Raw genomic sequence first — 20831 nt, 5'->3', positions numbered from 1 at the left:
TATGTGGAAGTGGTTACATCCCTACGCTAAAGCAGAGCGTGCATATCAATTATGTAATACGTTACTGCCTTATTTTGCCGTGATAACGGTAGTCTGCATGCTTGTTGGTTGGGTCTGGGGGTTAGCCTATGCGCCTGCCGACTATCAGCAAAAAGACAGTTATCGCATTATCTTTATTCATGTTCCTTCAGCTATTTTATCGATGGGGGCTTATTCATCAATGGCCATTGCCGCAGTGATCGCCTTGGTATGGCAACTTCGTAATGCCGAGTTAGCAGTAATAGCCATTGCACCTGTCGGTGCATGTGTGACAGCAATAGCACTTATAACTGGAGCTGCATGGGGTAAACCTATGTGGGGCGCATGGTGGGTTTGGGATGCTCGGCTTACTTCAGAGCTTATTCTATTGTTTTTATACTTAGGTGTGTTGTCTCTTTATCATGCCTTTGAAGATAAAAAAGCAGCGGGTCGAGCTGCATCTATTTTGGCGATTGTTGGGGTTATAAACCTGCCAATTATCCATTTTTCGGTTGAGTGGTGGAACACCCTGCATCAAGGTGCCACGATTACTAAGTTTGACACGAAAGCCATTGATTCCAGTATGTTTTGGCCATTAATGGTAAATATAGTCGCCTTTGCTGGCTTTGTTGGCACGGTGACATTGATGCGTCTTAAAAATGAAATTTTACAACGTGAGAAGCACCGCCCTTGGGTGCGTCAGTTGTTAAATAGGGGCTAATTATGCAGTTTGATTCTTTTTCTGATTTTATTGCCATGGGCGGTTACGGCTTTTATGTATGGCTTTCTTTTGGTACATGTGCATTGATTTTATTGGGTATTTTATTAAGTTCTTTAAACGATACTAGGCGAATTATGGCTTCTGTGCAGCAACAAGCTGAACGTGAAGCACGTATTCAGCAGGCTAAACAGGAGCAACAGGTATGAACCCAAGACGCAAAAAACGTTTGTTAGCTGTAACAGCGATTGTATTTGGTGTTGGCGCTGTGATTGGTTTGGTGCTGTACGCGTTACAAGAGAATATCAATTTATTTTATACCCCGAGTGAATTAGTCGAGGGTAAAGGCCCAAATAAAGAAAAACCCCATATTGGTCAAAAATTACGTATTGGTGGCATGGTAGTACCGGGCTCTGTGATAAGAGATGAAACCAGTTTACAAGTGAGCTTTAAGTTAATTGATACAGGCCCTTTGGTGACCATTAAATACCAAGGTATTTTGCCTGACTTATTTCGTGAGGGACAAGGGATTGTAGCTCAAGGTGTGTTGGTTGAACCTAATGTAATTGAAGCGTTTGAGGTTTTGGCAAAGCATGATGAAGAATACATGCCAGCCGAAGTTGCTGAAGCGGTGAAAGGGATCAAACATGAAAAACCTAAATACAACTTAGAAAGTGGCAATTAAGATGATCCCAGAAATCGGTTATTTTTCCCTTACACTGGCCATGGTGCTTAGTGTTTTATTATGTATTTTTCCGTTATGGGGTGCCCATACTGGTAATTTACGGTTAATGCGGGCTGCGCCTTCATTAGCTGTTGGGCAATTTGTATTTGTATTAATTTCGTTTGCGGCGCTAATTTATGCAAGTTTAACGGATGACTTTACTGTTGCGTATGTCGCATATCATTCAAGCAGTACCCTGCCTTGGTACTATAAAATCACCTCAACGTGGGGCGGCCATGAAGGCGCTATTTTGTTGTGGTTAGTGATGCAAGCAGGTTGGACTGCGGTGGTTGCACTGCGCTCTACTTCATTGCCTTGGATTTTGCGTGCTCGTGTTCTCGGCGTACTGGGTTTTTTAGGGGTTGGCTTTATGCTTTATACCCTCTGGATGTCGAACCCATTTGAGCTATTGTTGCCTTATTACCCTGTGGAAGGGCGCGATCTTAATCCGTTATTGCAAGATCCAGGTATGATCATTCACCCGCCATTGTTATATATGGGCTATGTTGGGTTATCTGTTTCATTTTCATTCGCTATTGCCGCGCTATTAACCGGTAAGCTTGATAATACTTGGGCAAAGTGGTCACGTCCGTGGACTATGACCGCATGGGGCTTTTTAACGTTAGGTATTACAATTGGTAGCTGGTGGGCTTATGCCGAGCTTGGCTGGGGCGGTTGGTGGTTCTGGGATCCAGTTGAAAACGCATCACTTATGCCGTGGTTAGTCGCGACCGCGTTGTTACATTCACTGTCAGTGACTGAAAAACGAGGTGTGTTTAAATCTTGGACCGTACTACTTGCCATTGCTGCATTTTCACTGAGCTTATTGGGCACTTTTATTGTTCGTTCAGGCATTATTGTATCTGTACATGCTTTTGCCACCGATCCTGACCGCGGCTTGTTTATTTTGGCCTTTTTAGCAATTGTTGTGGGTGGTGCACTTACTTTATATGCCTTTAGAGTTGCGCAAGTACGCAGTGAAGGACGTTACAAATTAGTGTCACGAGAAGTATCACTGTGGCTAAATAATATCTTCTTAGTGGTAGCAACCTTTATTGTGCTACTAGGGACTTTACTGCCTATGGTGCATAAAGAACTTGGGCTTGGTAGTATTTCTATTGGTGAACCATTCTTTAATAAAATGTTTGCGATTTTACTCGTTCCTTTCGCCATTTTAATGGGCATAGGGCCCTTGTTACGTTGGAAGCAAAATAAGTGGGCTTTTTTACAAAATAAATTACTTATTGCAGCGCTTATGAGCATTGTAATTACCGCTGCTTGGTTGTTTTCAAGTTATGCCGTTGTAGCCCCGCTTACATTATTAGCAACCACACTTGCGGCCTGGATTGTTATTACTACAGGCGTTGATCTATATACAAAAGCAAGTGTACAAACTAGTTTCAGTCAAGGCTTGAGACGCTTAGGGTTGAGTTATTGGGCCATGGTATTAGGGCATGTAGGTATCGCTTTTGTTATTGCAGGCGTTACCTTAACTTCTGCGTACTCTGTTGAGCGCGATGTCTCAATGAAGCCGGGTGAAATAGTGCAATTAAACCAGTATCAATATCGCTTTGAAGGCGTTAATACAATTCGCGGGGCAAACTACAGTGGCCATGCCGGAGAAGTTAGCGTGCTAAAAAATGATAAGTTAGTCACTATATTGCATGCTGAAAAGCGTCGTTATGATATTGGTATGCAGTTTATGACTGAGGCTGCGATAGATGCCGGCTTTACCCGTGACTTATACCTTGCGCTGGGTGAACAGCTAAGTAACGGCGGATGGTCATTACGTATCTATCATAAACCGTTCGTGCGCTGGATGTGGATTGGTGGTGTGTTAATTTCATTGGCAGGTTTTATGATTTTAGGTGATAGACGCTACCGCACGAGTAAAAAGAAGTCTGATAAATCAAAGGAGCAGTTAATATGAATCGTAAATTATTAGCGCTGCTACCTTTGTTGGCATTTGTTTTAGTTTGTGTGTTTTTATTTCAGGGGTTGTTTTCTAACCCACGCGAAATTCAAACGGGGCGTTTAGGTCAGCCAATGCCCGCTTTTGATTTACCTGATCTAATGCAGGATTCAAAGCGTTGGCAAGATAGCCAATTAAAAGGTGAAGTGTATTTGCTTAACGTATGGGGTACTTGGTGCCCGACCTGTTTAGCTGAATTGGATTATTTAACTCAACTACGTGAGCAGGGCGTTAAAATTATCGGGCTTTACTATGTACAGAGCTATGATGCTGACTTTGATGGTGAATTTGATATATCAGCACTACGCGAAGAAGTAACATCGATGTTAAGTCGTGCCGGTGATCCGTATCAATTTAACATGCTTGATTTACACCGTACGCTTGCACTTGATTTAGGTGTCTCTGGTGCACCGGAGACTTTTTTAGTGGATAGTAAAGGCACTATTTTATTACATCATACTGGCGATATTAACCCGCGAGTTTGGCGCGCTAAATTTGCGCCTCTGATGCAGGAGTTACAGCCATGAAATATATTTTAGTTGTTTCAATGTTACTTATCAGCGGCATGGTTATGGCTGAGCAAGATCGTTACCAGTTCGATAATAACGAACAAGCACAACGTTTTGCAGAGTTGACCAAAGAATTACGTTGCCCTAAGTGTCAAAATCAAAATATTGCCGACTCAGACGCCGTGGTTGCCAAAGATCTTCGCGAAAAAGTGTTAGCTTTAGTGAAAGAAGGTAAATCCAAAGACGATGTAATTGAATATATGATTGACCGCTATGGTTATTTTGTTCATTACGATCCTCCTGTAACACCAGCGACTCTAGTGTTATGGGTATTACCTGTTTTGATTGTGGTATTTGGTTTTAGCTCCATTATTTTTCGTCAGCGAAAGGCCGCAGTTAAACAAACTTGGAGTGAACAAGATGAGGCATTATTAGCCAAGCTTATCGCTCAAAATGAACGTCAGGAGCAGATTTAAATGATACTAATGTGGGTTGCTTTTGCATTATTAACCTTATTAGCTGTGGCGTTTGTCGCTCTGCCTTTTTTAAGTAAAGAGCGGGTACAAAGCCTTACTTATAATGCTAACTCTGAGCTTATTGCTATTTATCATCAGCGTCTTGGTGAGTTAGCTGGTGAGTTAGCAAACCAACGTATTGATCAAGTTAATCATGATGAATCAGTGGTTGAAGTTAAACGCCGTTTACTTAATGAGTTATCGCCTGAAAAATCATTGATGAGTAAAGGTAATAACCGTATTTTTGCATTCACAGGAAGTGCGTTTCTAGTGGTCTTTACGGCTATTTTCTATACCGCAACGGGATCGCAGCAGCAATTACAAAATTGGCACACTGCCATGGATAATTTACCTGCTTATGGTGAGCGAGCCGTAATGCAGCAAGGTGAGCCACTAACACAAAATGAATTACAGGCATTTGCTTTAGGGTTGAGAACTAAGCTCGCGCAAAACGGTGATGATCAAGTTGCGTGGATGCTGTTAGGTCGGGTTGCTATGTCATTAAACGAATTAGACATGGCCCAGCAGTCATTTGATAAAGTGTTGCGTATGGATCCGGATAATATGTCTGTGCTAATCAGTTATAGCCAAGTGCTTTTACTGGACGGTAGTGAAGCGAATATGACGCGTGCAGCAGGAATGCTCTCAAAAGTGTTAAAAGCTGATCCAACTAATCTAGATGCAATTTCCTTATTAGCGTTAATTGCTTATGAGCGTCATGATTGGCTTCAGGCAAAAGCGGCTTTTGAAGTACTGTTAAATAGCATGGATGAGCAAGACTCGCGTTATAGCATGATTGCTCAGCGCGTTACTGAAATTGAACAAAAGATAGCAGCTGAAAATAGTGAACAAAACGCTCAACTTACACCGGTAGCACAACCTCACGCGCAAGGGGAGAAAGATAATGCAAATGCTGCAACGAGCGCTATTAACATCACGATTGAACTTGATCCGCAATTAGTTGATAAGCAACCGGAGCAAGGGACCTTGTTCGTATTTGCTAAAGCGGCGAGTGGCCCAGCTATGCCTTTGGCGGTCGTAAAGTTAACAGATTACCGTTTTCCAATTACAGTACAGTTAAGTGATAGCAATGCCATGGTAGCGGGTTTAACCCTCTCAAGTGTTGAGGAAATAACCTTAACAGCTCGTATTTCGAAAGATGCTTCGGTGATGCCTTCAACGGGTGAGTTAGAAGGGCGTTCAGCTGTATTAAAGCGCAGCCAGACCAAGGCCTATGATTTACTTATCAATGAATTAATACCTTAAAAGGATCAAAGATGTTAAGACAGAGTTTAGTTTTATTGGGGTTCCTTGTGCTTGGTGGATGCGCACAAGTCCCTGATGAAAAAATAGATGAACGGGATCCGTTACAATCATTTAACCGTCCAATGTATGACTTTAATATGGATGTGCTAGATGCATATGTGTTGCGTCCTGTCGCTGTTGGTTATGTCGCTGTAACACCGACACCGGTGCGCCGTAGTGTTGTTAATTTTACAGATAATATTAGTGCGCCAACGGATGTTATTAATGCCACCTTGCAAGGTAAGCCCGCGAATGCAGGAATTAGTGTTGCGCGATTCTTAGTTAATTCAACCGTGGGTATTTTTGGCTTGTTTGATGTCGCTACCTCACTGGGTTTAACAATTGTTGACGAAGACTTTGGACAAACACTAGGTGTATGGGGAATTGGTGATGGTGCTTACCTTATGCTGCCTGGCATGGGCCCTTCAACAGCACGTAACTTAACCGGTGATGTGGTTGATAACTTTGTGCTACCCGAGATTGCCTTAACAACCCCGCAAACCATACTTGTATTTGCACTAAAAGCTGTTGAAGCACGTGCATCTTTAATTCCGCAAGAAAGTTTACTAAATGAGTCACTCGATCCGTATATTTTTATGAAGGATATTTACTTCCAGCGTCAGCTATACGAATTACATGACGGGAACCCACCGATCGAAGAAGAGCCTAAAGATTTCGATGAAGACTTTTTAGAAAGCCTTTAATCTGAAAGTGATAACTAAAAATGCCAGCTTCAAGCTGGCATTTTATATTCTGTTTTGGGGTAGCTACCATTATGGGCTAACTATTACCCAGTATTTTCATTTGTTCATTCGCCCAGCTAACAGCATCGTGGTAAGCATCAGGTACTTTTTCAGCGGCTAAGCCTAACTCAGCTTGAATTGCATTTGCACCTTGCCAATTAGCTTGCTCATACTGTTTCACTAACCGTAAATACTGGGCCAATAAGCCTTCATCATTTAATAATGCTAACTTGATGTCATTTGATAATGGCAGCTTTTTCATTACGCTTGCCATGTCCTCATCTAAGATTGCATCCATTAATGACATCATCCCGGTGAGAAAAGCCATTCCTGTGTCTTTTAGTTTATTATGGTTTATTGCTAATAGCTCAGTAAAACGTGCCCTCGTTAGGGAAAGCCGTATTAATTCTGCTGGTTTATCACCCGCGACTTGGGCGGCAAATAATAATGATAAGAACTTTTTGATCTCTTGTGCACCTAATACGATAAGTGCCTGTTTTATAGTGCTGATCTCCGCTCTGCGTGTAAATGCTGCAGAATTACTATAACGTAATAATTTATAAGACAGATTGACATCTCGCTCAAATACTTCGGTAACTTTCTTTAAATTTATCTCAACAACAGACGTCTCATAAAGTAGCTCTGCTAACGCGATTTCAGATGGCGGTAGGGTTTTACTTTGCACCATTTCTGGTTTGGAAAAGAAAAAACCTTGAAAGTAAGTAAAGCCAAGGTCTAACGCTAATTGGTACTTTTCATAAGTTTCTACTTTTTCAGCTAATAACTTTATATGCGGGTAGGGTTTAATTTCTTCGATGATGGTATTAATGGTAGCCAATTCGCAACTTAGAAAATCTATTTTAATAATATCTATATAAGGGTAAAAATGACGCCACACAGGTTGATGAATATAGTCATCCAATGCCAATGTGTAGCCTTTTTCTTTTAATTCTTTAACTATTGCGAGCAAACGCTTACCGGGTTGAATTGTTTCAAGTATTTCTACAACAATTTGGTCTTTACCCAGTAGGGTTGGGTAGCCTTTTTGTAATGTCTCAAGAGTAAAATTGATATACGCAGGTTTATTATCGGTGAGATCTTCCAAGCCAAAATTAAATTGACTCCCTTCAATTAGCCTCGTTGTTGCCTCATCGCCATCTATATCAGGGAATACATTATCAACGCCGTCACGAAAGAGTAACTCATAACCTACAAGTTCTTTGTTTCGGTCTAAAATTGGTTGGCGTGCAGCATAAAAATACATAAACAATGGATCCACATCAGTTAAACGAGTACTTGGGCAATATAAGGTAAAACCGCATAAATAGCATTAATTATCTTCACAATATAAATACTAAAGTATTGATTATTTAAGTAATCATTGATCTAATCCTAGGGTAATTAAGCATTAATTACCATATTCAATAGTTAAATTATTGTTCAACTCGTAAAAACAGCTTTACCAGCTACAGTTGTATGATGAGCGCAGCAATTGGAGTTATTCACCCTTGGCATGATATAGTAAATTTCTAGGATGGTTTTTACACCAATAATGACTTTATATTACATTGGCTTTAAAAAATTGTGAGTCATTATTAGGATTGAAAGCCAGATTTTAACTTCAGAGTTGGAGGCAAATTTGGAAACTGGAATGATTATTTCTTTAGCTGCGTATTTTATCGTAATGCTAGGTATTGGCTTATATGCATATAAGCAGTCGACTGCCGATGTATCTGGTTATATGCTGGGCGGACGAAATTTATCTCCAAGCGTAGCTGCGCTGTCAGCCGGTGCATCGGACATGAGTGGTTGGTTACTTATGGGATTACCCGGTGCGATGTATCTATTTGGTTTGAGTAAAGTATGGATTGCTATAGGGTTAGTACTCGGCGCTTGGGCTAATTACTTTTTAGTCGCCCCTCGATTACGTGTTTATACTGAAAAAGCAAATGACTCAATTACGATACCGGATTACTTCGCAAATCGTTTTGTAGATAATAAAAATATTCTTCGTGTTATTTCTGCAATCATAATCATTTTATTCTTTACTTTATACACCTCATCAGGCGTAGTTGCTGGCGGTAAATTATTTGAAAATTCGTTTGGCATGAGTTATGAAATGGGCTTGTATGTAACCACTGGTGTTGTGGTTGTTTATACGCTATTTGGCGGCTTTTTAGCTGTAAGCCTGACGGACTTTGTGCAAGGGTGTATTATGTTTTTATCCTTGTTAATCGTGCCTTTAGTAACTTATAGCATGTTAGACAACTCAGTCGTTGATACGCTTTCTACAGCAACCTATGATCTATTGCTTAGTAATCCGAAACCAAGTGAACAAGTACCATTGGATATGCTTAACTGGTTTGCTGGTGGTTCAGTTATCGCCATAATTTCAGCCCTAGCATGGGGTTTAGGTTATTTTGGTCAACCGCATATTATTGTACGTTTTATGTCTGTACGTTCAGTGAAAGATATGCCAACGATGCGTCGAATTGGTATGTCGTGGATGACGCTTTCGGCTATTGGTGCAGTGTTAACAGGATTGTTTGGTGCAGCTTATATGATTGAAAATCAAATGCTGATTGATGACAAAGAAACCATCTTTTTAGTATTATCAGAATTAGTATTTCATCCGTTAATTGCTGGTTTTTTACTTGCAGCTATTTTAGCTGCGATCATGAGTACTATCTCCTCTCAGCTATTAGTATGTTCAAGCTCACTGACTGAAGATTTCTATAAAATCTACTTAAACCGCAGTGCATCACAAACAGAATTAGTTCTAGTGGGCCGAATTAGTGTGTTGTTAGTGGCCGTATTCGCTATTTATTTGGCCTATGATCGCGATAGTTCGATTTTAGACTTAGTGAGTAATGCCTGGGCAGGTTTTGGCGCTGCATTTGGCCCATTAGTATTGCTTAGCCTTTATTGGAAAAGAATGAACCTTCAGGGTGCAATAAGTGGTATGGTAGTGGGTGCTGCTACTGTTTTGGTTTGGATTTATGCGCCTATAACCATTAACGGTCAGTCACTAAGCAGTATAATTTATGAAATTATTCCTGGCTTTATTTTATCAAGTATCGCAATTATAGTGGTTAGCTTATCAACACCACCTCCTAGTAAAGCGATCACACAGTTATTTGATGAAGTTGAGGGCTCGTTGAGTTAACAACTACAACAGGTATAACAAAAAAAGGAGCTTAGGTAAGCTCCTTTTTTTATCAATCAGGTGTGTACTACTTATCCCAATCGACTTAAATATTTAACCATTTTAGCTGGCAGCCTTATCCGTGTTTGCTTTTAAGTCAGATACATTCTCAGCTGCTTTCTTTGTTTTAGCCGGGGCTGCTTTAGCGGGGGCTATATCTTTTGCGCCTTTGAGAACATTGATAAAATCGTCTTTACTCTTAGCAATCTCTAGAGCAAGCGATTCAATTTGTTGTTCACTTAAAGGGACATCTACTTTTTCTAGCATTACTTCAAGTGACTCTGCTATATCAAGCATCTTGTCATATGCATCTGCTTCTTTTTTAGTAGTAAACGTCATACGCTCGACTCCGTTTCTTTCTACAACATATTTAACAACAACAGCCATGATTTCTCCTGCCAATTTGCTTGGTGAATAATACCTTCACCTTGATTGATTACTGTTTTTATGTACAGTAATGGTTTGTTGGTCTTTTTGCAAGGAGACATTTTTATTTTTTTACTTTGGGTACATTGACAAATGGGTACAACTTTACTTTATTTAAATAGCCGCACTTTTTCAGTATGACTTTATTTGGATGTAGTCCAAAAGTGAGGGCGCTTTTATCAACTATTAACTGAGTCCACGTATGGATATCATGGAGGAAAAGCATGAAGTTTTTAACTTTAATAGTCGTTGTATTCGGTCTTGCTATTTCATTACCTAGTAATGCAGCTGTGAGTAAAGTAGAGGCAACCGAAAGTGCAGGAAAAACACAGCTAATCAATGTTAATCAAGCAACCGTTGAGCAACTTAGTCAGCTACCGGGTATAGGTAAATCTAAAGCACAAGCGATTGTTGACTACCGTACTAAGCAAGGTAAATTTAAATCAGTTGCTGATTTGGCACAGGTGAAAGGAATTGGCGATAAACTCGTCGCTAAATTAGAAGGGAAAGTTAAGTTTTAAGCAGTTAAATATTAATTAGTTAAACATTAAGAACAGGGCGAACTATTCGCCCTGTGTAAACTCTTTAATCGCGTGCTGTAAATGACCTTTAGCAAATTGGATCTCTAAAGGGGTAGTTAGTAAAGGGTAAGCTACACCGGTTAGTAGTAATGCTGGTAACAGCAACCAACCTTCAATATACGCTAACGATAAAAATACAGGGGTCAATAAAAGTAACTTTAAAATACGCAAACTGATTTTTTGCATCGGCGTTAAGTGACTTAAAGCTAAGGCAATAATTTGCTGACGTTGGCGTATTTTAAATGGTTTTAATGGCGTCACTTGGCTTGAAAAAAATGTCATCATCACAGTGACTTTTTAATGATTAAGCGGCTTGCGACAACGCTTATTAGTACCAATGTAAATGCACCAAAAATCACTTCCATCCAAGCAGGCATACTCAAACCTGCAAACTGCCAATCAATATTGCCACAGTCCCCGGTAGCTGCAAAAAACTGAGGGATCCATTCATGCAGTGGGATTGGGAAATTTGGCTCAAACTCACAGCTAAATGCAAAAGGGTCGGTTGTGGTTTGCATCTCGATATGTTGGCGAGCAATCAGATAACCCCAAATACTGGCAACGGCCCAGCTTAATAAAGCGCTAACACGGATTATCATGTTAGTAGGCTTTATTGCGCCAATAATGCCTGCAAAGAGTAGGCCTAACATTGCGGTTCGTTGATAGATACACATAATGCATGGCTCTAAGCCCATTTGGTACTGAAAAAATAAAGCAACCACTTCAAATGTAAATGCTGTTACTGCTAATAAAACCCAAGGTGTGCGTTGTTGCGCTAAATTTGCTAACCAATTCATAGTATTTCCAAATATTAATATATCAATGAGATTATGACTTAGTCATTAAACTAGGCGCAAGGGTAAATATGCTTTGTGACTATAAAAGCATATTTATGGCGGCTGTTTAATTACGTTTATGTAAATAAGTTTCAGTTATTTGCTTGATGGAGTGTTTGTTTCTGCACGTGAGGGGGAGAGTAATTATAAAAATACTGGCAGACATATATTGCGCAGTGGCCATTAATGATTTAATGAAGTGACTTTACTTGTTAGTTTTGCTTCATCTGGTACAATCAGTCAGTTAATCGTTTTTAAGTGAAGTAGTGTGATAACTCGAGTGGGAATTGAATGAGAATTTTTAAAGCGAAAAGTCCAGCTGGATTTGCAGAAGAGTATATTGTTGAGTCAATTTGGAATGGGGATTTCCCTCCGGGTTCTATTCTTCCTGCTGAGCGCGAGTTATCAGAATTAATAGGTGTTACACGAACCACCTTACGTGAAGTATTGCAGCGTTTAGCCCGTGATGGTTGGCTGACAATTCAACATGGCAAGCCAACGCGTGTTAATAACTTCTGGGAAACATCAGGGCTTAATATTCTTGAAACATTAGCGCGTCTTGATGAAGATAAAATGCCAGAGCTGACAGACCAATTACTTTCTGCCCGCACTAATATTAGCGCTATTTATACTCGGGCGGCAATTAAACTGGCACCTGATAGAGTGATTGAAATTTTATCTCAAAGCGATGATCTCGAAGATAGTGCACAAGCATTTGCTGATTATGATTACAAAGTGCATCATGAGCTTGCGGTTGCTGGAAATAATCGTATTTATGTGCTTATTCTCAATGGTTTTAAAGGTTTTTACTCGAAAATTGGCTGTCATTACTTCTCAGATCCAGGCACTCGCCAACTAGCACGCCAGTTTTATAAAGACTTAACGATACTTGCTGAAAAACGTGAACATGATGGCGCTATTTCCATGATGCGTAAATATGGTCATCAAACAGGTGAGATTTGGCAAAAAATTCGTGGTGATATGCCCGAAAATATTATGGATTAGTAATCCCCACTGCTAAAAAAGCCTGCTTCAGCAGGCTTTTTTAATCCTTTCACGCCATGTTCTATATTTTCGATGGCCGACATCGGAAAATACGATTGTTCTTTTAAGTCACTAGTCTCTAAAATATTTTGACAATTATGCATGTCAGCCCTTGGTATTTTATTTTTAGATCCCATATTAAAGGCAAGCATTGCGTAAGCAATTAAAAGCAAACTCAAATATTTGGAGAATAAAATGGGTGTATTAGTAGGCCGCCAGGCACCAGACTTTACCGCTGCAGCAGTATTAGGTAACGGCGAGATCGTAGATAGCTACAATCTTCACGAAACAATCAAAGGTAAAAAAGCAGTTATCTTCTTTTACCCACTAGATTTCACTTTCGTATGTCCTTCTGAATTAATTGCTTTTGACAAGCGTTATGAAGAATTCCAAAAGCGTGGCGTTGAAGTAATTGGTGTTTCAATTGATTCACAATTCTCACACAACGCATGGCGTAACACGGCTGTTGCTGATGGTGGTATTGGCGCAGTTAAATATGCACTAGTTGCAGACGTTAAACACGAAATCTGTAAAGCGTATGATGTTGAGCATCCAGAAGCTGGCGTTGCGTTTCGTGGCTCATTCTTAATTGATGAAGAAGGTAACGTACGTCACCAAGTAGTAAATGACTTACCGCTAGGTCGTAATATCGATGAGATGCTACGCATGGTTGACGCGCTAGCGTTCCACAGCGAGCACGGTGAAGTATGTCCTGCTGGTTGGACTGAAGGTAAAAAAGGTATGGATGCAAGCCCTGCAGGCGTTGCTAAGTTCCTTTCTGAAAACGAAGGCGACCTATAATCTAGGCTCTTGTTTTTAATAAAAACCCGCCAAATGGCGGGTTTTTTTGTTAGCGAGTAAAACTAGAAAGAAAACGACACTTTAGTGTAAATATAACGACCACGCGGATTATGTACTGCCGATACATAGCCATATAAATCACTATCGCCATCACCGATAGCAAATGGTGGCTCTTCATCAAATAAGTTATTTACACCAATCGAAATTTTGGTTGACTCGGTAATACGATAAGCCGTTTGCAAGTCAACTAGAACTTGCGAATCAACCATTCTCGATGTGTTGCTATCAAAATCCAGCGTGCCGTCAAAATCAATATCTGGGGTATCTTCAAACTCACCAATATAACTGATATTTACATTAGTATTGAATTCGCCAAGCTCCCAATTAGTTGAAAACATCCAACGATGTTCAGGGTAACCATATTCACCGGTATAATCGCGGTCATCTTTTTCAAACTTATCTTGGTATGCCCATTCTAAGTTGAACTTAAGTAAACCTAAATCATCTAATGAATGGTTATAATTTGCTGAGAAATCAACACCAGACACTTCCTGCGACGAGACATTCTCAAAAGTACTGTGAATTTTTTGGATCACCCCTAAACTTTGCCCACCTTGCGGAGGCAGGCGAACGCAGATGGTACTATTTTGGTTGTTACATTCTGCATCATAAATTGGGCCGAATGCCTGTTCATCGATTTTATTATCTTGAGTAATACTCCATACATCAATGCTAAAGCCAAGTTCAGCCATTGGCGCCCAAATAAAGCCAACGTTCCATGATTCAGACTCTTCAGCTTGTAAATCAGGGTTACCCGCAAATTGGATGTTGTAATCAAGAACACCACAATCTTCTCCTGTTGCAGCACAGCGGTAACTATCAATGAAGAACTGACTTTCTTCTGAAGGACCTAGGCCAATTTGTGCTAGTGAAGGGGCTCTAAAACCTTGTGCCCATGAGCCGCGAACGGTAATTTCATCGCTAGGAGCCCAGCGCAGTGCTACTTTAGGGTTTGTTGTGGTGCCAAAATCGCTATAATCATCGTAACGCCCAGCTAGTTGTAATTCTAAGCTATCCGCTAATGGAATAGAGAACTCAACATAGGCTGCGTACTGATCGCGCTCAGCGGCCGCAGACACGGACTCAGTACCAAAAATTAGGCCGCGTTGAAATTGATCATCTGGAATATCACTGACATCCTCTTCGCGGTACTCTATACCGGCTGCCATCATAACTATATTGTCACCAAAGCTAAACGCTTCCCCGGTAATGTTGGCATCAAATGAAGTCATATGTGATTCACCACGGCGAACTAAACTAGTGGTAATACGATCAATGACGGCAGGATCATTATAAGTGCCGCCAAAAGGGTTGTAGTTACCAGCATTTATTTCTTGCTGTAAAAAATCAGTTCTTACCCAGCCTTGAGTTCTATCGCCAGTTTGCATAGATTTACTACGGCCTTTTTGTACTGCAGCTTCCCAACTCCAATCGCTAATTTCGCCACGAAGGCCTGCAACAAAACGCAATGTATCAGATTCAATATCCCATTGACGGGCACCTGCATCTACTGTTCGGTAACGGCCTATTTCTATATCCTGGCCAAACGGGTTGTTAGGGTGACTTCCCGGAACTGTTAAACCTGCGTCTTCATCCAGTGGTGTTGGAGCACCTGCTGCAATCGAAGTATTATGTTGAACAGCCATTTCCATAAAAGCGGTTATTCCGTTATCAAAGTTATATTCAAACTGAGAAATAGCACCAACACGCTCAGAAGCAGGGGCAATATAGCCAAATGGGCCGTAATCGAATAAGCAACTGCCACTAGATGTGGCACTTTCAGCTGGACAATCTGGGTCGATAGTCTTTACGCCGTCAACGTAGAAATAACCAGGAAAGCCACGAGATGATCGAAAGTCTTCACCACCATTCGCTGTTTGATCGGCTGTGCCTAAGCGGCCCATTTCACTTGACGATAAAGAGGTATTTTTAAAATAATCAACGATCACTGACGCGCTGCTTTTTTCGTTTGATGTCCCCCAAACAATACTTGCCGAGGTTTCTTCATAGTTAGGGCCGTCAGTGCCGCCGTAACCTAAATTCACTTCTAAACCATCGATATCTTTTTTCAAGATAATATTCACTACACCGGCAACGGCATCGGAACCATAAATTGCAGAGGCACCGTCTTTCAGAATATCAATACGCTCAATAGCCGAAACTGGGATGCTGTTGATATCAACAAATGAGTTAGTGATACTCTCAGCAAATGCGCTGATAGCCACTCGACGACCATTAATCAACACAAGCGTTGCATCTGCGCCAAGACCACGTAGTGATACTGCCGCAGAACCATTGGCTGTAGAATCTTGGTTGTTACCGCGGGTAGAGAATGTGCCATTGCCAGCAACAGGCATTCTTTCCAGTAACTGTTGTAGGTTGTCATAACCCATATTATCAATATCGGCGCGGCTAATTGATTGTACTGGGGAAGGGCCTTCAATATCAGTACGTTTTATTCGAGAGCCCGTGACTTCAATGCGTTCAACTGTTTTTGCTTCGTCAGCAGCAAGTGATTGAGAAGTATAACCTGCTGTTGAAAGTGCCAGAGTTACACAAGCGGTGAGCTTTGGTTTAAATGGGAGTATTCTGTTCTTCATCCTTAAATCCTTGTTGTCATGATAATTATAATTGGTACTGAAACCGGTAATATGAATATCATGTAATTATTATGTTATCAAGCTGTTTAAATTTGGAGCTGTAATCAATACAGTTACTAAGAGTTTTTAAGGAAGAAAATAAAAACGCCTAACTGAGTTAGGCGTTTTTAGGGGGTAAGATGTATATTAAACTTTGTGCTTCATTAACCGTTCTTTTTCGCGAGACCAGTCTTTGTTTTTGCCGTCTTCGCGTTTGTCATGCATTTTTTTACCTTTACCTAAGTGGAACTCTAGTTTCACCCAGCATTTTTTCCAATACATGGCAGTGGCGATCAATGAATAGCCGTCACGCTCAGTTGCACCAACTAAACGGTCCAGCTCGCGTCTGCTTAATAATAACTTGCGATAACGTAATGGATCGCAAATAACATGGGTTGAAGCGCTATTGAGTGGCTGTATTTGACTGCCAAGCAAAAACGCTTCGCCATTTTTAAGGTGAATGTACGTTTCAGAGATGTTTACTTTGCCCGCTCGGATGCTTTTTACTTCCCAGCCTTGCAGTTCAACACCTGCCTCAAACTTGTCGTGTAAAAAATACTCATGACGCGCCTTTTTATTGAGCGCGATAGTATTACTTGTCGATTTAGAATTTTTCTTAGCCATAGTGGCCCATATTATACGTAAAGCTCTGCTTTTTACATCGATTTTTTATTTTTGCCTGTAAAAAAATGTCTGTAAATAAAGCGCCAGGAAAGTTTGGGGAAAAACGCAAAGCTTGCTAAAATTCGCCCACACAGTTGGGAGTGAGTATGCCACAAATAGAAAAAAGTGCGCTAGTAATGTATAGCAGCAAAGAAATGTTTGATTTAGTCAATGATGTGGATGCTTATCCTGAGTTTTTACCCCATTGCTCAGATGCGAAAGTTATCGCTTTGCAAGACAATACCATGACCGCCAGTTTAGAAATCTCTAAAGCAGGCATAAAAAAATGGTTTACGACAGAAAACACATTTGAAGACGAAAATACCGTGATATTGCGTTTAGTGGATGGCCCATTTAAAGCGCTACAAGGGCGTTGGCATTTTCAAGTGTTAGATGATAATGCCTGTAAAGTTCAGTTACAGCTTGAGTTTGAATTTGCCAGTAAGCTTATTGAGCTGGCATTTGGTAGAGTATTTAATGATGTTGCAAAAAACATGGTAAATGCCTTTACTCAGCGAGCGAAACAAGTATATGGACCACGATGATGATAAAAGTTGAAGTAGTATATGCGTTGCCAACAACCGCAACCAGTTTACTCGTTGAAGTGCCAGCAGGGACAACGGCTGAAGAGGCTGTGATCCAATCAGGTATTCTTGCTAAGTGCCCAGAGATTGATGGTTTAGCACTTACCTTAGGTATTTGGAATCGTACCTGTAAGCTTAACCAAGTGGTTGAGGATGGTGACCGAATTGAAATTTATCGACCTTTAATTGCAGACCCTAAAGACGCGAGGCGTAAACGTGCTGAAAAAGCAAAAGACGAAGGTCGTGCAAATAAAGTCACCGGTGGGCGGCCTTTGGATAAAACGAAGTGATAATACCAATCGACTTAAATATTTAACCATTCTAGCGGGCTAAATAAAGCGCTAACTGCGTTATAAATTTTTCATGTACGACTGCATGGATGCAGGAGGTAGAGCAATGCAGGAGCAATTGCCGAGAACAACTACATGTCAAAATTTATGCCTTGTTATCACTCCATTTATCTGTCGCTATAAATGGTCAGTAACTTAACACGATTGGTATAAAACTAAAAAAGGTTAGCTGTAGCTAACCTTTTTGTTATCATTTTGTGCACTTTTCGCACTACTGTTCAAGCGGAGTGTTAAACTCAGCTGGTTGTTCATAGTCACCGCTAATTGACTGCAGTTTTTCATTTTCAAATACAACCGTCAGTGATTTGCGTTGTTCATTATCACGGCCAAGGTTAAAAGAGTATAAATAGTGCCACGTGTTTTTATCGAAAGCGTCTTCAGCAACGGGTTTGCCTAATACATAAAGTACTTGCTCTCGGGTCATGCTGACGCGAAGTTTATCAACATCGCTTTGTTCTAAAAAGTTACCTTGTGGGATATTGATACGATAAACCCAACTAGAACAACCTGCGGTTGCACTTAATGTGAGAGCAACGATAAGCCAAAGAGAAAAAGTTTTTAACGACTGCATTGTTTGTTTGGATCCTTATTTTTTATAAACTGCATGATACCGATTAGTCACTTAAGGTAAAACCCTTTTAGGCAATTGTTTGTGACTTAATTTTAACTATTGATGTTTGGAGCATAATTTTGACCTCGCAGTCAGCTAAAAGTTTAACTAACGCGAGAAATAGTACACAAATCAATATCGCGATTTGGTCGCTTTATATTGTACAAACTCGTTTCGGCCATTGGTATACAGGGATCAGTACAAATGTAGCGAAACGTTTTGCTACACATCAGGCCGGTAAGGGAGCCAAAAACTTAAAAGGAAAAGGGCCGTTGATACTCATTTATCAATGTGAAGTGGGCTCTCGAAGTGAGGCGACAAAGCTTGAAATAAAAATTAAACAATTAAGCAAAGCGCAAAAACGCGAATTTGTTGCTACTGGGCAGCTTCCGTCAGTTTAGTCATATCAAGTTGCTGAATAAATTGTGTAATATAATTGACCGCCTCAATGTATAAGTTTTGATCAATATTACTTAGCAGATCAGAGCGTTGGTGGTGATGCGGATCATAACCCATCCCAAAGTAGATATAAGCAAACCCTGCTTTAGCAAAAGCATAATGGTCGCTTGCTCGGCGCCAATCTATATTACTTCCTTGATTGAGCCGGTTCATCGTATTAGCGGAACTGGTAACTTTAATCTTTATCGTATCGCTGGTGATAGCAGATAATTGACTTTGTAATGCATGGCGCTGTGCATAGGATGTAAATGCGTACAAGGTCTTATCTGCTCTACTCACGGCTAACATATCTAAATTAATGTTGAGTATGGTGACGGAATCGTCAGGGGGTAACTGGCTTACAAAAAATTTTGCCCCATGTAAGCCATTTTCCTCAGCATCGGTTGCAACAAAACTAATTTGAAAGGGTAGGATTGTTTCAGCAAACTGTGCAGCTAAAAATAGTAACGCGCTAACACCACTGGCATTGTCATTGGCGCCAGCATATAAGCTATCACCTTGCTTACCTAAATGATCGTAATGAGCTGTGAGTATCACATGAGCTTTGACGGGGTGTGAGGGCATTAAAGTGGCCACTACATTCTGCCCTGACATTTCAGTAAAAAAACCAGCGGTATAGCTAAACGGTTGTAACTGACTTTGATAGCCAAGTTGCTGCAAGCGTCGATTAATATACTCAGCGCTGGCAACGGCATCAGGCGTATTAGTTTTACGGCCATTTAAGGCCGCTGAGCTTAGGTAATTTAAGTCACAAATGAGTTGCTGGTTTGCATTGTTTGCATAAGCGGTAACAGAAAATAGAATACTCAGGATCAGAATAATTAGCTTAATGGTTATCCACCTTGGCAGTCATTTCACTGAGAGCCTGTAGTTTATTTTGATAACGCTGTTTGTCGTGATCAAAATCAGCGTACTTATTAGCAAAACGCAGTTGCATATATGCTTGCTTAAAATCACCTAATTGATAATAGGTACGTGCCAAACCAAAGTAGCTATCATGGATCTGTCTATCAATAAGTTTGGCTTTGTTAAAGTGTTTAATAGCATCTTGATAGTTTTTAATCAGGTACGCATCGTTACCTAAAGCAACATGATAATAGGGATTAGTTTGACGTTTTAAGTCAAGCTTAGTCAAAATCTCATCAGCAAGCTCACCTCGTTCGGTAAGTTGATACAGCAGTGCTAAATTGCCCAGTGCAGTGTTATTGTCAGGGTTTAGTGCTATTGCAAAGTTATAGGCTAGTTCGGCGTTCGCGTATTGTGAATGTAAGCGCAGCAACACCGCTAAGTTCCCCCAAGCACCTGAATAACTTTCATCTACTTTAGTAGCGGCTAAATAATAGCTGTAAGCTAAGTCGTACAGACCATTTAGCATCGCTGTTGCGCCTTTGTTATTATAAAACATAGCTGTAATTCGCTGCTTTGTGATTGGTGTTGTTTTAAACTTCTCACTACGCGAGTTGGGATCAAAGTCAATAATGAGTGAGTTTTCATTATTATAAAGATAAGTAACATTGCTGCTGGTAGAAGTATTACGTTGCTGCTTAACCACTAAGTTTATATGCCCAGTTAATAAATTATAGCCGTTACTTACTGCCCAATACTCTGGAATATGCACTGTCTGAAATTGTCCGTGCAGGCCTAAATATTCCGCCATGCTATAAGCTAAAATTGATAAAGATAAACAATTGGCGTTTAAATCATTGTATGCTTGATTGGCTGTTAAGGTCGCCCCAGCTTGATATGATAATGATGCATCACCATTTTCTAGTAAAAAGTTTAACAATTTCTTAGTGTTATTTAGATTGCGCTTATTACTTGGAAAGGCTAAATCAAGCTGTTGAGTTATTTTATCGTTTAAAGCGAATATTTCAGCATGGCTCTCTACTGGGTAGACCGTGAAGGATGGGTTATTTGCCACTATCGGTGCAGTGAGTAATGGGATATTAGATGTATTAGTGCAAGCTGATAAAAAGCACAATACGCAAATAACGGCTAACTTAGAAGAGCTAGTTAATGTTGTCATAATCACACCCCAACTAAATACTGACTTATTAAGTTTAGTCTAT

The 20831-nt window shown here is 40.4% G+C and carries 25 protein-coding genes; 15 read left to right on the top strand and 10 right to left on the bottom strand.

Going from position 1 to position 20831, the window contains the following annotated elements; genetic code table 11:
• The first annotated feature begins 1 nt into the window (after nt 1).
• From KAN5_RS09380 to KAN5_RS09345, 8 genes are read left to right on the top strand one after another with little or no spacing between them, the layout of a single operon-like run.
• Complete coding sequence (locus KAN5_RS09380) at nt 2-739, top strand: heme ABC transporter permease (protein ID WP_016708021.1); 738 nt, start codon at nt 2-4, stop codon at nt 737-739.
• 2 nt (nt 740-741) lie between these two features.
• A complete protein-coding gene (gene ccmD / locus KAN5_RS09375) occupies nt 742-945 on the top strand; it encodes a heme exporter protein CcmD (protein WP_016708020.1) in 204 nt (67 codons plus the stop codon).
• Nucleotides 942-1421, top strand: coding sequence for a cytochrome c maturation protein CcmE (gene ccmE, locus KAN5_RS09370; RefSeq protein WP_016708019.1), 480 nt, complete (start codon nt 942-944; stop codon nt 1419-1421). Before ccmD ends, ccmE begins: the two co-directional genes overlap by 4 nt.
• 1 nt (nt 1422) lies before the next feature.
• Entirely contained in the window at nt 1423-3390 is a 1968-nt protein-coding gene (locus tag KAN5_RS09365; protein WP_244389596.1) for a heme lyase CcmF/NrfE family subunit, read from the top strand.
• Nucleotides 3387-3959, top strand: coding sequence for a DsbE family thiol:disulfide interchange protein (locus KAN5_RS09360; protein WP_016708016.1), 573 nt, complete (start codon nt 3387-3389; stop codon nt 3957-3959). Before KAN5_RS09365 ends, KAN5_RS09360 begins: the two co-directional genes overlap by 4 nt.
• Nucleotides 3956-4417, top strand: a complete 462-nt coding sequence (locus KAN5_RS09355) for a cytochrome c-type biogenesis protein (protein WP_244389595.1) — start codon at nt 3956-3958, stop codon at nt 4415-4417. The genes KAN5_RS09360 and KAN5_RS09355 overlap by 4 nt, the downstream gene beginning before the upstream one ends.
• Nucleotides 4418-5722, top strand: a complete 1305-nt coding sequence (ccmI, locus tag KAN5_RS09350; RefSeq protein ID WP_138554061.1) for a c-type cytochrome biogenesis protein CcmI — start codon at nt 4418-4420, stop codon at nt 5720-5722.
• 11 nt (nt 5723-5733) lie between these two features.
• Nucleotides 5734-6465, top strand: coding sequence for a VacJ family lipoprotein (locus tag KAN5_RS09345; protein WP_016708013.1), 732 nt, complete (start codon nt 5734-5736; stop codon nt 6463-6465).
• A 76-nt stretch (nt 6466-6541) separates the two neighbouring features.
• Here the strand turns inward: KAN5_RS09345 and KAN5_RS09340 are convergent, their stop codons facing one another.
• On the bottom strand, nt 6542-7768 hold the full coding sequence (locus tag KAN5_RS09340; RefSeq protein WP_138554060.1) for an HDOD domain-containing protein: 1227 nt from the start codon (nt 7766-7768) through the stop codon (nt 6542-6544).
• A 387-nt stretch (nt 7769-8155) separates the two neighbouring features.
• Here KAN5_RS09340 and putP point away from each other — a divergent pair, with 387 nt between their 5' ends.
• Nucleotides 8156-9670: a sodium/proline symporter PutP gene (gene putP / locus KAN5_RS09335; RefSeq protein ID WP_029216087.1), complete on the top strand. Its 1515-nt coding sequence runs from the start codon at nt 8156-8158 to the stop codon at nt 9668-9670.
• Nucleotides 9671-9772: 102 nt separating this feature from the next.
• Here the strand turns inward: putP and KAN5_RS09330 are convergent, their stop codons facing one another.
• The gene (locus tag KAN5_RS09330; protein WP_016708010.1) at nt 9773-10096 is read right to left on the bottom strand and encodes a YebG family protein; all 324 of its coding nucleotides are present in this window, start codon (nt 10094-10096) and stop codon (nt 9773-9775) included.
• Nucleotides 10097-10359: 263 nt separating this feature from the next.
• On the opposite strand from KAN5_RS09330, the gene KAN5_RS09325 reads away from it, so the two are divergent.
• A complete protein-coding gene (locus tag KAN5_RS09325; protein ID WP_016708008.1) occupies nt 10360-10656 on the top strand; it encodes a ComEA family DNA-binding protein in 297 nt (98 codons plus the stop codon).
• Nucleotides 10657-10698: 42 nt separating this feature from the next.
• Here KAN5_RS09325 and KAN5_RS09320 read toward each other — a convergent pair whose 3' ends face one another.
• Complete coding sequence (locus KAN5_RS09320) at nt 10699-11001, bottom strand: hypothetical protein (protein WP_016708007.1); 303 nt, start codon at nt 10999-11001, stop codon at nt 10699-10701.
• Nucleotides 11001-11513 carry a disulfide bond formation protein DsbB gene (gene dsbB, locus KAN5_RS09315; protein ID WP_016708006.1) on the bottom strand — a complete coding sequence of 171 codons (513 nt, stop codon included), beginning with the start codon at nt 11511-11513 and terminating at the stop codon, nt 11001-11003. Before dsbB ends, KAN5_RS09320 begins: the two co-directional genes overlap by 1 nt.
• A gap of 330 nt (nt 11514-11843) precedes the next feature.
• Between dsbB and fadR the strand changes: the two genes are divergently transcribed.
• Entirely contained in the window at nt 11844-12557 is a 714-nt protein-coding gene (gene fadR / locus KAN5_RS09310; RefSeq protein WP_016708005.1) for a fatty acid metabolism transcriptional regulator FadR, read from the top strand.
• Here fadR and KAN5_RS09305 read toward each other — a convergent pair.
• Nucleotides 12554-12700: a hypothetical protein gene (locus tag KAN5_RS09305; protein ID WP_157589013.1), complete on the bottom strand. Its 147-nt coding sequence runs from the start codon at nt 12698-12700 to the stop codon at nt 12554-12556. The genes fadR and KAN5_RS09305 overlap by 4 nt on opposite strands.
• A gap of 91 nt (nt 12701-12791) precedes the next feature.
• On the opposite strand from KAN5_RS09305, the gene KAN5_RS09300 reads away from it, so the two are divergent.
• On the top strand, nt 12792-13397 hold the full coding sequence (locus KAN5_RS09300; RefSeq protein ID WP_016708003.1) for a peroxiredoxin C: 606 nt from the start codon (nt 12792-12794) through the stop codon (nt 13395-13397).
• A 62-nt stretch (nt 13398-13459) separates the two neighbouring features.
• Here the strand turns inward: KAN5_RS09300 and KAN5_RS09295 are convergent, their stop codons facing one another.
• A complete protein-coding gene (locus KAN5_RS09295; protein ID WP_244389594.1) occupies nt 13460-16057 on the bottom strand; it encodes a TonB-dependent receptor in 2598 nt (865 codons plus the stop codon).
• Between the two features lie 186 nt (nt 16058-16243).
• On the bottom strand, nt 16244-16720 hold the full coding sequence (gene smpB, locus KAN5_RS09290) for an SsrA-binding protein SmpB (protein WP_016708001.1): 477 nt from the start codon (nt 16718-16720) through the stop codon (nt 16244-16246).
• Between the two features lie 146 nt (nt 16721-16866).
• On the opposite strand from smpB, the gene KAN5_RS09285 reads away from it, so the two are divergent.
• Together KAN5_RS09285 and KAN5_RS09280 are read left to right on the top strand one after the other, a co-directional pair.
• The gene (locus tag KAN5_RS09285) at nt 16867-17304 is read left to right on the top strand and encodes a type II toxin-antitoxin system RatA family toxin (RefSeq protein WP_138554058.1); all 438 of its coding nucleotides are present in this window, start codon (nt 16867-16869) and stop codon (nt 17302-17304) included.
• The gene (locus tag KAN5_RS09280; RefSeq protein WP_029216086.1) at nt 17304-17633 is read left to right on the top strand and encodes an RnfH family protein; all 330 of its coding nucleotides are present in this window, start codon (nt 17304-17306) and stop codon (nt 17631-17633) included. The genes KAN5_RS09285 and KAN5_RS09280 overlap by 1 nt, the downstream gene beginning before the upstream one ends.
• A 271-nt stretch (nt 17634-17904) precedes the next feature.
• On the opposite strand, the gene bamE is transcribed toward KAN5_RS09280, so the two are convergent.
• Nucleotides 17905-18264 (bottom strand): outer membrane protein assembly factor BamE, encoded by a 360-nt coding sequence (bamE, locus tag KAN5_RS09275; protein WP_016707998.1) that lies wholly within the window; start codon nt 18262-18264, stop codon nt 17905-17907.
• Between the two features lie 170 nt (nt 18265-18434).
• On the opposite strand from bamE, the gene KAN5_RS09270 reads away from it, so the two are divergent.
• The gene (locus KAN5_RS09270) at nt 18435-18704 is read left to right on the top strand and encodes a GIY-YIG nuclease family protein (RefSeq protein WP_232321837.1); all 270 of its coding nucleotides are present in this window, start codon (nt 18435-18437) and stop codon (nt 18702-18704) included.
• On the opposite strand, the gene KAN5_RS09265 is transcribed toward KAN5_RS09270, so the two are convergent.
• Both KAN5_RS09265 and KAN5_RS09260 read right to left on the bottom strand, forming a co-directional pair.
• Nucleotides 18679-19422 carry a M28 family peptidase gene (locus tag KAN5_RS09265; protein ID WP_244389593.1) on the bottom strand — a complete coding sequence of 248 codons (744 nt, stop codon included), beginning with the start codon at nt 19420-19422 and terminating at the stop codon, nt 18679-18681. The two genes, KAN5_RS09270 and KAN5_RS09265, sit on opposite strands and share 26 nt — an antisense overlap.
• Before the next feature lie 166 nt (nt 19423-19588).
• Nucleotides 19589-20788 carry a hypothetical protein gene (locus KAN5_RS09260; protein ID WP_016707995.1) on the bottom strand — a complete coding sequence of 400 codons (1200 nt, stop codon included), beginning with the start codon at nt 20786-20788 and terminating at the stop codon, nt 19589-19591.
• Nucleotides 20789-20831 lie beyond the last annotated feature (43 nt).

Origin of the sequence: Pseudoalteromonas sp. KAN5, from assembly GCF_022846535.1 — a bacterium.
Taxonomy (GTDB): domain Bacteria; phylum Pseudomonadota; class Gammaproteobacteria; order Enterobacterales; family Alteromonadaceae; genus Pseudoalteromonas; species Pseudoalteromonas haloplanktis.
Note: the sequence above shows the minus strand (reverse complement) of the source record. Positions and strands in the feature narration are given on the sequence as shown.

What these genes read in the sequence shown, in the direction of transcription:
- KAN5_RS09380 (WP_016708021.1), top strand. Translation starts at nt 2, where the DNA reads ATGTGGAAGTGGTTACATCCCTACGCTAAAGCAGAGCGTGCATATCAA.
- ccmD (WP_016708020.1), top strand. Translation starts at nt 742, where the DNA reads ATGCAGTTTGATTCTTTTTCTGATTTTATTGCCATGGGCGGTTACGGC.
- ccmE (WP_016708019.1), top strand. Translation starts at nt 942, where the DNA reads ATGAACCCAAGACGCAAAAAACGTTTGTTAGCTGTAACAGCGATTGTA.
- KAN5_RS09365 (WP_244389596.1), top strand. Translation starts at nt 1,423, where the DNA reads ATGATCCCAGAAATCGGTTATTTTTCCCTTACACTGGCCATGGTGCTT.
- KAN5_RS09360 (WP_016708016.1), top strand. Translation starts at nt 3,387, where the DNA reads ATGAATCGTAAATTATTAGCGCTGCTACCTTTGTTGGCATTTGTTTTA.
- KAN5_RS09355 (WP_244389595.1), top strand. Translation starts at nt 3,956, where the DNA reads ATGAAATATATTTTAGTTGTTTCAATGTTACTTATCAGCGGCATGGTT.
- ccmI (WP_138554061.1), top strand. Translation starts at nt 4,418, where the DNA reads ATGATACTAATGTGGGTTGCTTTTGCATTATTAACCTTATTAGCTGTG.
- KAN5_RS09345 (WP_016708013.1), top strand. Translation starts at nt 5,734, where the DNA reads ATGTTAAGACAGAGTTTAGTTTTATTGGGGTTCCTTGTGCTTGGTGGA.
- KAN5_RS09340 (WP_138554060.1), bottom strand. Translation starts at nt 7,768, where the DNA reads ATGTATTTTTATGCTGCACGCCAACCAATTTTAGACCGAAACAAAGAA.
- putP (WP_029216087.1), top strand. Translation starts at nt 8,156, where the DNA reads ATGATTATTTCTTTAGCTGCGTATTTTATCGTAATGCTAGGTATTGGC.
- KAN5_RS09330 (WP_016708010.1), bottom strand. Translation starts at nt 10,096, where the DNA reads ATGGCTGTTGTTGTTAAATATGTTGTAGAAAGAAACGGAGTCGAGCGT.
- KAN5_RS09325 (WP_016708008.1), top strand. Translation starts at nt 10,360, where the DNA reads ATGAAGTTTTTAACTTTAATAGTCGTTGTATTCGGTCTTGCTATTTCA.
- KAN5_RS09320 (WP_016708007.1), bottom strand. Translation starts at nt 11,001, where the DNA reads ATGATGACATTTTTTTCAAGCCAAGTGACGCCATTAAAACCATTTAAA.
- dsbB (WP_016708006.1), bottom strand. Translation starts at nt 11,513, where the DNA reads ATGAATTGGTTAGCAAATTTAGCGCAACAACGCACACCTTGGGTTTTA.
- fadR (WP_016708005.1), top strand. Translation starts at nt 11,844, where the DNA reads ATGAGAATTTTTAAAGCGAAAAGTCCAGCTGGATTTGCAGAAGAGTAT.
- KAN5_RS09305 (WP_157589013.1), bottom strand. Translation starts at nt 12,700, where the DNA reads ATGCATAATTGTCAAAATATTTTAGAGACTAGTGACTTAAAAGAACAA.
- KAN5_RS09300 (WP_016708003.1), top strand. Translation starts at nt 12,792, where the DNA reads ATGGGTGTATTAGTAGGCCGCCAGGCACCAGACTTTACCGCTGCAGCA.
- KAN5_RS09295 (WP_244389594.1), bottom strand. Translation starts at nt 16,057, where the DNA reads ATGAAGAACAGAATACTCCCATTTAAACCAAAGCTCACCGCTTGTGTA.
- smpB (WP_016708001.1), bottom strand. Translation starts at nt 16,720, where the DNA reads ATGGCTAAGAAAAATTCTAAATCGACAAGTAATACTATCGCGCTCAAT.
- KAN5_RS09285 (WP_138554058.1), top strand. Translation starts at nt 16,867, where the DNA reads ATGCCACAAATAGAAAAAAGTGCGCTAGTAATGTATAGCAGCAAAGAA.
- KAN5_RS09280 (WP_029216086.1), top strand. Translation starts at nt 17,304, where the DNA reads ATGATAAAAGTTGAAGTAGTATATGCGTTGCCAACAACCGCAACCAGT.
- bamE (WP_016707998.1), bottom strand. Translation starts at nt 18,264, where the DNA reads ATGCAGTCGTTAAAAACTTTTTCTCTTTGGCTTATCGTTGCTCTCACA.
- KAN5_RS09260 (WP_016707995.1), bottom strand. Translation starts at nt 20,788, where the DNA reads ATGACAACATTAACTAGCTCTTCTAAGTTAGCCGTTATTTGCGTATTG.